Origin of the sequence: Klebsiella sp. 141161, from assembly GCF_050600815.1 — a bacterium.
GTDB classification, from domain to species: domain Bacteria; phylum Pseudomonadota; class Gammaproteobacteria; order Enterobacterales; family Enterobacteriaceae; genus Klebsiella; species Klebsiella aerogenes.
The window spans coordinates 294,036-307,646 of the sequence record NZ_JAQIRN010000002.1; the positions used below are offsets into that span (position 1 = coordinate 294,036).

At 54.3% G+C, this 13,611-nt stretch carries 16 protein-coding genes; 11 read left to right on the plus strand and 5 right to left on the minus strand.

Annotated elements, in window-relative coordinates:
- Positions 1–88: 88 nt before the first annotated feature.
- Positions 89–964 carry a LysR family transcriptional regulator gene (locus PGR79_RS05980; protein WP_087859688.1) on the minus strand — a complete coding sequence of 292 codons (876 nt, stop codon included), beginning with the start codon at positions 962–964 and terminating at the stop codon, positions 89–91.
- A gap of 102 nt (positions 965–1,066) precedes the next feature.
- Between PGR79_RS05980 and PGR79_RS05985 the strand changes: the two genes are divergently transcribed.
- The 5 genes from PGR79_RS05985 to PGR79_RS06005 all read left to right on the plus strand — a co-directional run bounded on the left by PGR79_RS05985 (position 1,067) and on the right by PGR79_RS06005 (position 5,574).
- Positions 1,067–1,528, plus strand: coding sequence for a multidrug/biocide efflux PACE transporter (locus PGR79_RS05985; protein ID WP_087859689.1), 462 nt, complete (start codon positions 1,067–1,069; stop codon positions 1,526–1,528).
- 139 nt (positions 1,529–1,667) lie between these two features.
- On the plus strand, positions 1,668–2,897 hold the full coding sequence (locus PGR79_RS05990) for an amino acid permease (RefSeq protein ID WP_087859690.1): 1,230 nt from the start codon (positions 1,668–1,670) through the stop codon (positions 2,895–2,897).
- Between the two features lie 115 nt (positions 2,898–3,012).
- Positions 3,013–3,879: an aldo/keto reductase family oxidoreductase gene (locus PGR79_RS05995; RefSeq protein WP_316424779.1), complete on the plus strand. Its 867-nt coding sequence runs from the start codon at positions 3,013–3,015 to the stop codon at positions 3,877–3,879.
- Positions 3,880–4,279: 400 nt separating this feature from the next.
- Positions 4,280–4,984, plus strand: coding sequence for a flagellar brake protein (locus tag PGR79_RS06000; protein WP_045396640.1), 705 nt, complete (start codon positions 4,280–4,282; stop codon positions 4,982–4,984).
- 5 nt (positions 4,985–4,989) lie between these two features.
- Entirely contained in the window at positions 4,990–5,574 is a 585-nt protein-coding gene (locus PGR79_RS06005; protein WP_045396712.1) for a helix-turn-helix transcriptional regulator, read from the plus strand.
- A gap of 21 nt (positions 5,575–5,595) precedes the next feature.
- On the opposite strand, the gene PGR79_RS06010 is transcribed toward PGR79_RS06005, so the two are convergent.
- Positions 5,596–6,297 carry an ArsR/SmtB family transcription factor gene (locus tag PGR79_RS06010; protein ID WP_113372974.1) on the minus strand — a complete coding sequence of 234 codons (702 nt, stop codon included), beginning with the start codon at positions 6,295–6,297 and terminating at the stop codon, positions 5,596–5,598.
- Positions 6,298–6,318: 21 nt separating this feature from the next.
- The gene (locus PGR79_RS06015; protein ID WP_087859693.1) at positions 6,319–6,636 is read right to left on the minus strand and encodes an antibiotic biosynthesis monooxygenase family protein; all 318 of its coding nucleotides are present in this window, start codon (positions 6,634–6,636) and stop codon (positions 6,319–6,321) included.
- 369 nt (positions 6,637–7,005) lie between these two features.
- Between PGR79_RS06015 and PGR79_RS06020 the strand changes: the two genes are divergently transcribed.
- Entirely contained in the window at positions 7,006–7,218 is a 213-nt protein-coding gene (locus tag PGR79_RS06020) for a YdgH/BhsA/McbA-like domain containing protein (protein ID WP_015369896.1), read from the plus strand.
- 112 nt (positions 7,219–7,330) lie between these two features.
- On the opposite strand, the gene PGR79_RS06025 is transcribed toward PGR79_RS06020, so the two are convergent.
- Positions 7,331–8,197, minus strand: coding sequence for an EamA family transporter (locus PGR79_RS06025; RefSeq protein WP_087859694.1), 867 nt, complete (start codon positions 8,195–8,197; stop codon positions 7,331–7,333).
- Positions 8,198–8,277: 80 nt separating this feature from the next.
- Between PGR79_RS06025 and PGR79_RS06030 the strand changes: the two genes are divergently transcribed.
- Positions 8,278–8,784 carry a MarR family winged helix-turn-helix transcriptional regulator gene (locus PGR79_RS06030; RefSeq protein ID WP_087859695.1) on the plus strand — a complete coding sequence of 169 codons (507 nt, stop codon included), beginning with the start codon at positions 8,278–8,280 and terminating at the stop codon, positions 8,782–8,784.
- Here PGR79_RS06030 and PGR79_RS06035 read toward each other — a convergent pair.
- Positions 8,781–9,740 carry a nickel/cobalt transporter gene (locus PGR79_RS06035; RefSeq protein WP_087859696.1) on the minus strand — a complete coding sequence of 320 codons (960 nt, stop codon included), beginning with the start codon at positions 9,738–9,740 and terminating at the stop codon, positions 8,781–8,783. The genes PGR79_RS06030 and PGR79_RS06035 overlap by 4 nt on opposite strands.
- Before the next feature lie 148 nt (positions 9,741–9,888).
- On the opposite strand from PGR79_RS06035, the gene PGR79_RS06040 reads away from it, so the two are divergent.
- The 4 genes from PGR79_RS06040 (at position 9,889) to PGR79_RS06055 (ending at position 13,596) form a co-directional block, all read left to right on the plus strand.
- Positions 9,889–10,365: a MarR family winged helix-turn-helix transcriptional regulator gene (locus PGR79_RS06040; protein ID WP_228302288.1), complete on the plus strand. Its 477-nt coding sequence runs from the start codon at positions 9,889–9,891 to the stop codon at positions 10,363–10,365.
- Positions 10,366–10,713: 348 nt separating this feature from the next.
- Entirely contained in the window at positions 10,714–11,859 is a 1,146-nt protein-coding gene (locus PGR79_RS06045) for an amidase (RefSeq protein ID WP_430921248.1), read from the plus strand.
- Positions 11,860–11,898: 39 nt separating this feature from the next.
- On the plus strand, positions 11,899–13,065 hold the full coding sequence (locus PGR79_RS06050) for an acyl-CoA dehydrogenase family protein (RefSeq protein ID WP_430921250.1): 1,167 nt from the start codon (positions 11,899–11,901) through the stop codon (positions 13,063–13,065).
- Positions 13,066–13,083: 18 nt separating this feature from the next.
- Positions 13,084–13,596: a nuclear transport factor 2 family protein gene (locus PGR79_RS06055; RefSeq protein ID WP_213793514.1), complete on the plus strand. Its 513-nt coding sequence runs from the start codon at positions 13,084–13,086 to the stop codon at positions 13,594–13,596.
- The last annotated feature ends 15 nt before the right edge of the window (positions 13,597–13,611 follow it).

Below are 13,611 nucleotides of genomic sequence, written 5' to 3' on the forward strand. Positions count from 1 at the left end.
CATCAATAGATGCCGTTATAGTAGAGAATTGTTATCAAAAAATTTCGCAATTGTTTAAAAAAAGTGAGGCGGTTCACAAAGTTCGCCGTCACGACTCGCGGCCTTGCCCTTCAAGGTGTTGGCGCAGCCAGCTGCCCGCTTCCCCCAGCGGCGCCCGCTTATTCCACAGGAGATCCACCGAGATCGACCGCGGCCAGCCGGCGATATTCAACGCTTTAAGCTTGCCGCTACCGGCGAACTCTTCCACTAGCGCGCAGGGCAAAATACACCAGCCAAAGCCCTGCACCGCCATACTCAGCAGCAGTAAATAGTTGGGCGCCGACCATACCTGGCCGCGAGAGGGATCCGGCGCGCTCTCAAGATAAGTGCTGAGACGCAGTTCACGCCAGCCGTGCAGATCATCCCAGAAAACCCGTTCCTGACCGGCCAGCGGATGCCCCGGCGCAACATAAATCCCCATTGCCGTTTGCAACGGTAAGCGCATGCTGCCGATCTCCATCGGATAGCTGTCCCTGGCTTCGATAAGCCCCACCTGCGCGCGCTCTTTTTGCAGCAGATCCACCACGTCTTCATCTTCGCCAATCAGACATTCAAACTCGGTATGCGGAAAACGCCGATCGAACTGTTCCAGCAAATTCTCCAGTACATCCGGGTGCAGAGTGTCCGACAAAACGAAGGTCAATCGCGGTTCAGTATTGCCAGATAAGGAGCGGGCAAGCTCATCCAGCCGCGAACTGGCGGCCAGTATTGCTTTCACATAGCCCAACACCTGCTCGCCCTGAGCGGTCAGCGTCGGCTGGCGAGTGGAACGATCGAACAGCACCACCCCAAGGTCGGTTTCAAGATTCGAAATCGCGGTACTGATGGTGGACTGGCTTTTACGCATCCGCCGGGCGGCGGCGGAAAACGAACCGCTGGCAGCGGCTTCTACAAAGGCGGTGAGAGCTTCGGGAGAATAATGCATAACCTATCTACTTTATCGATGGAATCTATCTTTTGTTTATCACATTTTTCCATAAAATGCCGGGTAAATCTGTATGACAGAACTAACACGAGGTATCCCAAAATGAAAACCAATAACCTGCAACGTAAGACGCTACTGGAACGCGTACTCCACGCGGCGAGCTTTGAAGGCCTCGCCACGTTAATTCTGGCCCCGACCGCTGCCTGGTTAATGCAGCGATCGGTGGTCGAAATGGGCGGCTTGGCCATCTTGCTTGCCACCATGGCGATGGTCTGGAACCTGATCTATAACGCCGCCTTCGACCGTCTGTGGCCGGTTTCACGACTGGCGCGTACGTTGTGGGTGCGCGCGCTGCACGCCATCGGCTTTGAGTGCGGCTTTATCATCATCGGCGTCACCGTCGTCGCGCTGGTACTCGGCGTGTCGCTGGTGCAGGCATTTATGCTGGAAATCGGCTTTATGCTGTTCTTCCTGCCCTACACCATGTTCTTTAACTGGGCGTGGGATACGCTGCGCGTGCGCGTCCTGAAGTATCGCCAGCCGCAGAGTCTGCCGAATAATTAACGTTCTCGATCGCGCGGATCGCCTAACCCTTTGGCGATCCGCAGGTTTATTTATCGCCGAAAACTATCACCGCAAACGATTCATAAATGTGGTAAATTGCACTCCTTTTTTTGGGTTATACGGTTGATAAATTCGCATAATGTCTAAAATTTGGTCTAAAGAAGAAACTCTATGGAGTTTTGCTCTATATGGCACTGCCGTAGGCGCCGGCACCCTATTCCTGCCGATTCAACTCGGTTCGGCCGGCGCCATCGTGCTGTTCCTTACCGCTTTGGTTGCCTGGCCGTTAACCTACTGGCCGCACAGAGCGCTGTGTCAATTCATCCTGTCGGCAAAAGTGGCGGCCGGTGAAGGGATCACCGGCGCGGTCAATCATTACTACGGCAAAAAAGTCGGCAATCTGATCACCAGCCTGTACTTTCTCGCCTTCTTCGTGGTGATCCTGATCTATGCCGTGGCAATCACTAATTCGCTGGCTGAACAACTGGCGAGACACGTGGCGATGACCCCTGGGGTACGCGCTCTGCTGAGCCTCGCCGTGGTGCTGGTACTGAATCTGATCTTCCTGATGGGGCGCCATATGACCATCAAAGTGATGGGATTCCTCGTCTTCCCGCTGATTGGCTGTTTCCTGTTCCTCTCCATCTACCTGATTGGCAGCTGGCAACCGGAACACCTCACCAGTCAGATGCAGCTGAACGCAAAGACCTGGCACCAAATCTGGATCTCGATTCCCGTGATGGTTTTCGCTTTTAGCCATACGCCGATTATTTCGACCTTCGCTATCGATCAGCAGGAGAAATATGGTGAGCTGGCCATGGGTAAATGCAAAAAAATCATGAAGGTGGCCTACACCATCATCTGCGCCAGCGTGCTGTTTTTTGTCTTCAGTTGCCTGCTGTCCATTCCGCTGCCGTACATCGAAGCCGCGCGTAATGAAGGGGTGACGATTCTCTCTGCGCTCTCCATGGCGCCGGGCGCGCCGGGCTGGCTTGCAGTGACCGGCATTATCGTCGCGGTGGTCGCGATGTCGAAATCGTTCCTCGGCACCTATTTTGGGGTGATCGAAGGCGCCAGCGAAATCGTTAAAACCTCGCTCGGCCAGCTCGGCATTCGTAAGAGCCGCGCCTTTAACCGCGCCATGTCGATTATGCTGGTCTCGGCGCTGACCTTTATCGTCTGCTTTATCAATCCGAACGCCATCTCGATGATTTACGCCATCAGCGGCCCGCTTATCGCCATGATTCTGTTCATCATGCCGACGTTGTCGACGTATATCATTCCGGCGCTCAAGCCCTACCGTTCGCTGGGTAATCTCATTACCTTAATCGTCGGCCTGCTCTGCGTCTCGGTGATGTTCTTCAGTTAAATCCCTCTCGCGGCGACGCCTTCAGCGTCGCCGCACGTTCTGCCAACATTCTCGCCCATCGCTTCTCCCTGACGGGATTACACTTACTCCTTGCCTATCATCGGAGGGAGTCATTATGTCCAGCGTAACATTATCCGGGGTCATGACCTTAGGCGACCGTCAGGTTTACCGGCTTGGATACGGCGCCATGCAGCTCGCCGGCCCCGGCGTATTTGGCCCGCCAAAAGATCCCGACGCCGCCATTCGCGTTCTGCAAGAAGCCGTCGCCGCCGGGGTGAATCATATCGATACCTCCGATTTCTACGGCCCGCATATCACCAATCAGCTAATTCGCCAGGCGCTGCATCCCTATGGCGATGATTTGTGTATCGTCACCAAGGTCAGCGCCCGCCGCGATGAGAAAGGCAACTGGCTACCGGCGATGTCGCCGGCGGAACTCACCCAGGCCGTCGAAGATAACCTGCGTAACCTCGGCCTGGAGAGGCTGGAGGTGGTTAATTTGCGCAGCATGCTCGGCACCCACGGCCCGGTGGAAGGTTCGCTGGAGGAACCGCTAACGACCTTACTGGAACTAAAAGCCCGCGGTCTGATTCGTCACATCGGTCTGAGTAACGTCACCGCCAGACAGGTTGCCGATGCGCAGAAGCTGACGCCCATCGTCTGCGTACAAAACCAATACAACATCGCTAACCGCGGTGACGACGCGTTAATCGACGCGCTGGCGCAGCAAAACATCGCCTACGTGCCGTTCTTCCCGCTGGGTGGTTTTACGCCGCTACAGGCGCAGGAGCTTAACGAGGTTGCCGCCGGGCTCAACGCCACGCCGATGCAGGTGGCGCTGGCGTGGTTACTGCAGCGCTCGCCGAATATTTTGCTGATTCCGGGCACCTCATCGGTGGCGCATTTAAGGGAAAATCTCGCCGCCGCGACGCTTTCTCTGCCCGCCGAGGCGCTGGCGACGCTGGATAGCATCACCCGCTGATGGCGTCAACTCCCCCCTTTACGGCGTTTGTCGTAAAGGGTTATCCCCTTAATATTAAGCTGGAATTAGGCCATCTCTGCTGGCACTATATATCCTACAAATCGGGTTTTGCTGATTCCTTATCCGGGCAATAACCTTATAAATTGCATTGAGTTACGTTATTTCTTAGGCCTCCTAATTGGGAGGCTGTTGTCGTTTGTATTGTTCCATGGTTTTTGTTAACACTCTTGATTACAGGAAAAAACAATATCGGCTTCGACGTTTATACAAATCAATTTGGCCACAAAGATAGTCAATATCATCGAACGTTCACAAAAACATCTGGTTAACATAATCAGTATGTCGCTATTGCTGTAAAAAAAATTAACTATGCACAGTAACGATTCAACAAGGATTACCCATGATAGAGGGAACGATAAAAACCAGTAAGTATGAAATCATTGCTATTTTCAGAGAGGAACAGAGAAAGCAAACAGAGATAGAAATTTTCTTTAATAACAAAAGCATCAGTACTCAGATTGCGCGTGTCGATTTTGCCGAATTCCATATCCGCAGCGAGAGCAAAATCCCGGCGGGGAATAAATTCAAATTTATTCTGCATAGCGATTCAGGAAAGATCGAGTTCACCTCCCAGCGGCAGAAGAATTCCGCTGGCGGCGCGGAGAATAGCAATAAGGTGGCATTTGCGTTACCAGAATGCATCCAGGTTGTACAAAGACGACGAGATCCCAGATTTCGTTTGCGCGATGAGAATGATTTCTTTTGTCATGGCCGCCACAAAAATGGCGAAAACTATGCTTTTGATATCAAAGATATTTCTGATGGCGGCTGCGCGCTGATTGCGCAAAGTCCAAACCTGAAATTCCTTGCCAACAACTCAACGTTGAAAAACGCCATTCTGTCTCTGGCGGAATATGGCGAAATCACCGTTGATCTGGTTATCAAGAACGTGGCGATGGTCACGCTGGATAGCGAAGAGAAGAATCAGGAAAACTACTATCAGATTTCCTGTCAGTTTAAGTTCCGCCGCAGCGACGACAGGAAGAAAATAGAAAAAACGCTGATCGATTTGATTCTGGAAGCCAAGCGGAAGAAGAGAGTTTAATGCCCTTGAACAATATCTTGCTGTACACCGACGACAATATCATTGGCCAATCTATTCACGATTATCTGAGCGATATTCACCAGGATATCACCCAGGCCAGTTATCAGGACATCGTACAAGGGGGCGTCGCGCCCCTGGCTGAGACGGTGATCCTCAATATGATCCACAAGGATATATCCGCTGCCGATACGGTCGTATTACTCAACAAGCTGCGCTTTCATTTCTCGCGCTGTACATTGTTGGTATTGATGGTAAAAAGCGATATCGCCAATCTGTGCCGGGAATTAATAGATCTGGAAAACCTGTTAATCCTGACGGAAAAATCTTCCTTAGACGCATTTTCGGCAATTACCAGAACGCAGGATGAAAACCCACAGTCCCGGTATTTGCGCACGCAGCGAAAGCTGACGGCCAGAGAGCTGCAGGTACTGGAACTTATTATCGCCTGCAATAACAATAAGCGAATTGCCTCGCTGCTGAATATCGACCATAAGACGGTGCACAGCCATCGCATTCACATCATGAAAAAGTTGGGAATGAATAGCTCGCAGGTGATGCATAAGCAAATCGTCAATATGAATCACTGCTGAACGGGCATACCGCTGCCGGGTCTACAGCGCCAAACCAAAGTGTTGACGGAGCGCTCGCTTACCGGGCTCGCTAATTGTCACTTCTCGGTAGCCGGGCACCAGCATGAACCAACCTTTTTGCACGCCCCACTGCAACAAGGCAGCGCCCGCGGCACCACCAAGATGAAAACGGCGCTCGCTCCAGTCGAGGCAGGCGCAGCAGGCTTTGCGGCGGGAGCCGCCATCGCACGCAATACCTAAGCGGGCGAAATGCGCCTCCCCCGTCGCGGTAAGCGCTGCGCCATTAGCCGTGAGCCACGCTTGCTGTTGCAGAAAATCATAGATGGCGACGGCCACCTCACCCGCCAGATGATCGTAGCAGGTACGCGCCATACGCAGCGTCCCCGGCGTTCGTGTGGCCAGCGGCACCGCGCTTTTTCCGGCCATCGTCATCATATTTTCCAGCAATCCGGCGACATCACCACCCGCCAGGCGATAATAGCGATGCCGCCCTTGCGCCAGGCAGATCAGTAAGCGACTGCTGACTAACCGGCTAAGATGCGCGCTGGCGGTCGACGGCGAAATGTCCGCCGCGACGGAGAGCTCAGTCGCTGTCCATGCCCGGCCATCCATTAGCGCGCAGAGTATTTTCACTCGTGAAGGGTCAGCCATCGCCGAAGCAACCGCCGCCATCGCCACGGCCAGCGCTTCGTCATCATTAATCACAACCGCAGGTTGCAGCATAACACCTCCGCTTAATGTCGGTTACGCAGAGCGCGGACTCTGCATCTGATATTCACGCAGCACCTGCGCCACGCGAATCTGATAATCAGCAAAAATAGACTCCCGCCCTTCCCGCTGCGCCGCCTGATGACAAATATTGCACTTCCAGTCCGCCACCGCCTGCTCATCCCGCCACCAGGACAGCGACAATATCTTCCCCGGCGCACTGAGGCTTTGAAAACGCTCAATGGCGATAAAGCCGTCGATAGTCTCCAGCAGCGGTTTCAGCTGTGCCGCCAGCGCAAGGTATCGTTCCTGCTGCGCTGGCGTGACCTGTGCTTCAAAGAGTACCGCAATCATGGTTTTTTCCTCCAGTAACGAATGAAGCAGCACTGTAGCGCGCCGATGGCTAGCAATGCTTCGCCAGCGGGCGAAGTATCACCGTCACAGAAAGCCAAAAAACCACCAAACCATTCACATAATCAATGCCAGGCGAAATTCTGGCGAGGTTTAAACGCGGGTCAACGGAAATTAGCACTCTCAAAAATGAGATATAACATTCTGTTTTTACAGTTTTTTTCAATAAAAGTTCCATTTGCAGTCATACAACCGCCACAAAAATGTGATCTAAATCGCACTTTTTGCAACGTACGTTATAGTTAGCAGACTTATTATAAACCCATCGAAAGCACAACGCTTTCCACCATAAAAGTTAAAAGGATAAACACCATGAAAAACGTAAAATTACTTGCTGCTGCTGGTATGCTGTCTCTGGTTTCTTTCGCAAGCTTTGCTGCTCACCCGGTGAGCGTGACCTCTGATACCCTGGACAACGCAGAAGCAAAAATCGCTGCTATCGCTAAAGATCAGGGCGCCTCTTACCACATTACCGAAGCCTATACCGGTAATCAGGTACACATGACGGCGGAACTGTCTAAATAACCGAATGGTCGCAGAGGGAGCTGCCGGACAGGTCGTCTGAGGACGGCTGGTCTGGCTCCCGCCACGTAAAAAAACACGGCAATGTCGAGCCCCTTCATGGGGCTTTTTCACGTCAACGTTTCGCCAGCGCGCGCTGAATAGAGAGCACACTCGCCAGCACCACAATCAGCCCCGCCAACGCCATTCCCTCAATTCTCTGACCGAGAAAAATCCATCCCAGCAGTACCGCCGTCACCGGACTTAGCAGGCTCATTGCCGATACCGCCACCGGCGACAATCGACTGATACCGCGAAACCATAAGCCATACGCCAGCATCGCCCCGGCTACGCACAGCCAGACATAACCAGCGGCCTGTAATAGGGTGACGTTATGCAGCGGCGGGTCCACCAGCAGCGCGATAGGCAGTAACACGATCCCGCCAATCAGCAATTGCCAGCCGGTCATCGCCACGACCGGCAACGATAGCGCCCAGCGCCGCGACAGCCAGGTGCCCAGCGCCATACTAACGGCGCCAAGAAAGGCGGCGCCGATACCTAACGAATCCAGCACCGTGCGCGGAGAAAGCAGCAACATCGCCATACCGATGATCCCGGCGCAGGCGGAAACCACCGCCAGCCACGGCGAACGCTGGCGATCCACGCACCAGGCCAGCAGCATCACCAGCAGCGGCTGAATCGCGCCGATCACCGCCGCCAACCCGCCGGGAAGACGATAAGCGGCGATAAACAGTAACGCCTGAAAGGCGCCGATATTTAATATTCCGGTGATGATCAGCTTCCACCACTCACCACGCTGCGGAAACTGACGGCTCCACAGTAACAACGCAATTCCGGCAGGTAATACCCGCAACAGCGCGGCGATAAAAGGACGGTCCGGCGGTAGGAACTGCGAAGTAACGATATAGGTGGTTCCCCAGATAGCGGGAGCCAGCGCGGTCAGCAGCAGATCGACCGCCAGATGACGAGTAAAAAAGGCCATGATTTTATCTTCATATCAAGTTAAATTGTGTAGCAAGTATGTATCGATAAATATCTTGATATCAAGATAAGTGAGCACGCATGGACAAATTACCGCCAACGGATGCCGTTGACCGCATTCTCGCCCAATGGCAGCGCGAGCGCCCGGATCTGGATTGCAGCCCGATGGGGCCAATCGGCCGCCTGAAACGCTGCGCCATGCTGCTGGAGCCGCGCGTTGAGACGGCTTTCATCAAACATTCTCTGGTACGCTGGGAGTTCGACATGCTGGCGACGCTGCGCCGCGCCGGCGAGCCATTCGTGCTGTCGCCGACCCAGCTCTTTTCGACACTGATGATTACCTCCGGCACGATGACCCATCGCCTCAAGGCGCTGGAAAAACGAGGGTTGATTACCCGCTTAGCAAATCCTCAGGATGCCCGCAGCATGCTGGTAGCGTTAACGCCAGAGGGACGAGCGCTGATCGATGAGGCGGTTGCCACCCACGTGGCGAATGAGCAACAACTGCTGGCGGGGCTTTCCGTCCCCCAACGCCAGCAGTTAGACGAGGCGCTGCGGGTATTGATGCGCCTGCTGGAAAACGACTAACATCCGGCGGCAATAAAATCGCCGTTGGCGCTGACCGGGATGACAGTTAGAAACAGCACTGTAGCAAACAAGATGAGCAGCACGCCGCCAATCATTTTCACCAACGGCACCAGCCAGCGTAGCTGACGGCTATCGGCGATAAACAAGTTGATCGCCCGATTGCGCGCATAGCGTACCACCAGCGACAATCCGAGGATTGAAAGCGCGGTGCCTAATGCCATGGTCATCACCGCGGCAATGCCCCAACTGACAATTCCCAGCGCATTAGCAAACATCAGGATCATGATTGCTCCGCTACAGGGACGCGCGCCAATCGCCAGCACGACGCCAAGGCGAGTTTTCCAGTCGACGCCGTGTAATTCGCGCCCAACGCCATGATGGCCACAGCCGCACTGTGCATCATGCCCATGCAAAGGCGTCACTGCGTTAATCGTCATTTTGCGCGGGCGCAGGCTTGCCAGCGCCCGGTAGATAACATATGCGCCAAAGGCGCCAATCATCAGGGCGCTAATTTTCTCCACGTACCAGCGGCTGGCGCTAAGGTCGCCAGAGGCCAGGTTCAGGCCAACCGCGAGGATAAAGACGAATAATATGGCGCTCACTCCCTGCATCAGGCTGCCAAGGAACGGGACAATCCGCGCTGCCGCCACGCTCTCCTGGTTGGTACTGAGGTACGTGGTGACGATGAATTTACCGTGCCCTGGTCCAATGGCGTGCAGCACGCCATAGAGAAATGCCCCAACCAGCAGCCAGACGCCGCCACTGTACTGGTTATCGTTGAGCTGCAACAGGTACATGACCAGGTAGCGATGCAGGGTAATTTGCATCGCCAGACACCACTGAATAAACGCTCCCCAATGGGCATGCAGCGTCATGGCGGCCCATAGCAGCGTAACCCCCAGCACGCCCGCCAGCAGCAAGCGTGTTTCGCGGCTTAAATAACGTATGGCTAACATAATGTCGTCACCTTTTAGAGGTCTCGCATTGTGCCGAAGTCAGCTTAATCACCTCAGCATCGCAGGGTCTTATTACAGCGTATTGCGTTTTGCAATAACCGCCAAATACGCATACCATCTGCACATTCTATCGTCGTCAGGCAAGGAGATGCTTGTGGATAAGACTCACTCTTCGACCCCGCCAGAGAGCCACGAAAGCCGCTTTCATAAAGAAGAGTTTCCCTTCTTTTGGGTGGTTAACGTTTACGCCCGTTATACCCAATTAATGGAAATCGAGCTCAAAAAAATCGACATCGACCTTTCCCGCTTTCGCGTACTGATGCTGGTGCATCAGTACCACCGCGCCAGTATTTCGCGGATCACCGAATATGCCGTTAGTAAGATGCCAACGGTGACCAAAATTGTTGGCCGTCTGCGCGATGATGGCCTGCTCACGACCCACGTTAGCGTCAGCGATGGTCGGGTCACCGAAGCGGAACTTACCGCCGCCGGTGAAGCCAAAGTTGCCGAAGCCCGGGCGTTAGCGGAAACCGTGTTTGCTAAAGCCTTCAAGGGCATCACCCCAGCGCAGGAAAAAAAGATGAATCAGGTGCTGGCGCTCATTCTGCATAATCTCGATGACTAATCCCCTGCAATAATAACCATTTTCTATAAATGGTTATTCTTTTTATTTTGCCCTCCCCTGCGTTTTTCGCACACTTTTTTATCATTTTTTTAACTTATATTTTTCATTTATTTTTGTGACGCCCCTCAAGAGATTAAAATTTAAACACAATCTTTTATCCATAAAAATCAATACATTAATAAAAATCATTGCCTTCATAGCGTCGTCTTATCATGAATTTCGATGTAAAAAACGGGTGACAAATTACTTGAAATTTCAAGTTTTACTGACAAGATTATCTCAAACGCCAGCGGGTCGTTTTTTAGTCATTTAGCGCGGTAATTATCAGCCCTTACGGAGTTGTGAAACATGGTTACTGAACATCGTACAGAGACAGAAAACGCACAATCCGGGTTTATCTCGCGCTTTACCCTTGGCGACGGCGAGCTGACGTTTGCGGTCAAAGACAGCCTCGATATTGCCGGTTTCCCGACCCGCGCCGGCAGCCCGGTATTGCAGGATGCGCCGCCTGCCGTCCGCCATGCGGCCGTAGTCGCGGCGCTACTGGATAACGGCTGCCAGCTGCGCGGCAAAACGACCCTACACGAGCTGGCCTTTGGCGTTACCGGCATTAACCCGCATAGCGGTACGCCGCGTAATCCGCATTATCCGCAGTTAATCCCCGGCGGTTCGTCCAGCGGCTCTGCCGCCGTGGTCGCGGCCAGTGAAGTCGACTTCGCCGTCGGCACCGATACCGGCGGCTCGGTGCGAATGCCCGCGGCCTGCTGCGGCGTGGCTGGCCTGAAGCCGAGCTTTGGCCGTCTTAGCCGCGCTGGCGTCATGCCGACTGAAAGTTCGCTCGACTGCGTCGGCCTGTTAGCCCGCGATATCGCCACATTGCGTCAGGCGCTGGCAAAAGCGCTGGGGGAATCAGTGCCTCCTGCGCGCCGGGAAGCCCCCGCGATAAGCTATCTGGCGGGCATGGCAACGCCGGAAATTGAGCAACTGATCGTCTCACGTCTGCAGCAGGCGGGTCTGACATGGACTAGCGCTGAACTGCCGGGGTTCAACGAAGCGCATCAGGCCGGGCTTACGGTGATAAGCCAGGAAAACTGGCTGGCGTTTCACAACATTATCGACGCGCCGAATCTGGCGCCGGACGTCGCCCAGCGGATCCGCGCTGGCGCGGAGATCGGCCCTCAGCAGCGGCAGGCTGCGGAAAGCGTGCGTCAACAATTCAGCGCCGCGGTGGATGCGCAACTGGCGAAAACCCCGCTGATTCTGCTGCCGACCCTGCCAGAATGCCCGCCAACGCTGGAAGAAGCGGCGGATCCGCTCAAAGTGGTCAACCTGACTCGCCTGGTGCGCCCATTTAATTTAAGCGGTCATCCGGCCCTGAGCCTGCCGCTTGGCGAAGTTAATCATCGCCCGGTGGCTCTGCAATTAGTCGCCAATAAAAATAAAGAGTTCGATTTACTTAATTACGCTGAGTATTTGCTGGAACAATTAAAATAATAAAACCGTACTTTCATTAACTGGAAGAGGCTAAATCGCATGTTAAACCCCTCTGCAACTTTGCGTGCGGAAAAGACCCTGCACGCCACGACAATAGAGTTTGCCGAATTACTCGCGGATATTAAAAAACGCAGCGAGGAGTTCGAGCAGCAGAAATATATCCCGGCGGATATTATTTCCCGCTTTAAAAAGATCGGTGTTTATCGCGCGCTGGTGCCAAAACGCTACGGCGGCGATGAAATATCACCTGCGGAGTTTTGTCAGTTAATTGAAACGCTCTCAACGGCGGACGGATCCGCCGGCTGGGTGGCGAGTTTCGGCATGAATCCATTTTATCTTGGCGGCCTGCCGCCGAGCAGTCTCGATGAGCTTTACCGCCACGGGCCGGATATCGTCTTTGCCGGCGGGATCTTCCCGCCGCAAAAAGCGACGACTCAGGATGGCGGTTACCGCGTCAGCGGGCGCTGGAGCTTCGCCAGCGGCTGCAGCGGCGCCGAACTTATCGGCGTGGGCATTCTAACCGATGACGGTAGCGAGCGTCCGCTACCGCGCATCGCGGTGCTACCCGCCGGGGAGTTCACCATCGATCCGGTCTGGAATACGGTCGGCCTCTCCGGTACCGGTAGCCATGACGTGGTGCTGAATAATGCCTTCGTGCCGCAGGAGTGGACCTTTATTCGCGGCGGCGAACTTAACCTCGAAGGCCCTCTGTATCGCTATCCGGTACTATCGCTGGCCACTCAGGTGCTGTCGGTGGTCGCGCTGGGTATCGCCCGCGCGGCGTTATCGGAAATTTACGCCATTGCCGAACGACAAAGCTCGGTCACCGGCGCGCCGTGCCTGGCGGATCGTCAATTCGCGCAGATGGAAATCGCCCACTGCGAAGCGGAACTCCGTTCGGCGCGCTGCTGGTTCTACGACGCCATCGACGATGTCTGGCAGGCGATTCTGCGCGGCGAGGAACCGGGAGAAGAGCGGATTAACGCCATGCGCCTCTCTTCCACCCACATTACCCGCGTCTCTGCTTCGGTCACCACCCGCGCGCTGAAACTGGCCGGGATGCCGGGCATTTCAATGCGCAGCCCGCTGCAGCGCTATGCCCGCGACTCCATGGTCATCACCCAGCACGCCTTTATGGGCGAGCTGACATACATCAACGCCGGCAATATGTTCTTCGGCCACTCGCCGCAGCCCGGCTATTTATAAGTCAACACGGAGCCGGTAATGAATGAAGAAATGCTGCAACGGCTGGAAAAGCTGGAAGCCGTAGTGCAGATCCGTAACGCCATCAGCCAGTATATGCATCTCTGTGATGATCTAACGCATCCGGATACCGCCCGAGAAATTGGCGCGCTATTTAGCGAAACGGCTATTTGGGAAGGTATCGGCGAATTATATCAACAAAAGCTCGGGCGCTACTGCGGCAGAGCGGCGATCGTGGGGATGATGAACGCTTATATTAGCGAGCCGTCGCACTTCGCCATCAACGTACATTATTTAACGGCCGAGCATATTCGCGTTGGCGAAAATAACCACGCGGTTGGCCGCTGGAAAATGCTGCAAGCTTCAACGTTTCGCCGCGGCGGCTCGCATTTAAATAGCGCGGAGCTCGTCATTGAATTTATTAAACAAGATCAACAGTGGTTTATTCATCATTTTACCACCCGTAATTTATTTAGCCGCCCGGTAGCTGACTGGCATTCGCTCGCCGATTTACCGGTGCCTGATGGTCATTAAAAGAGATATGTGGAG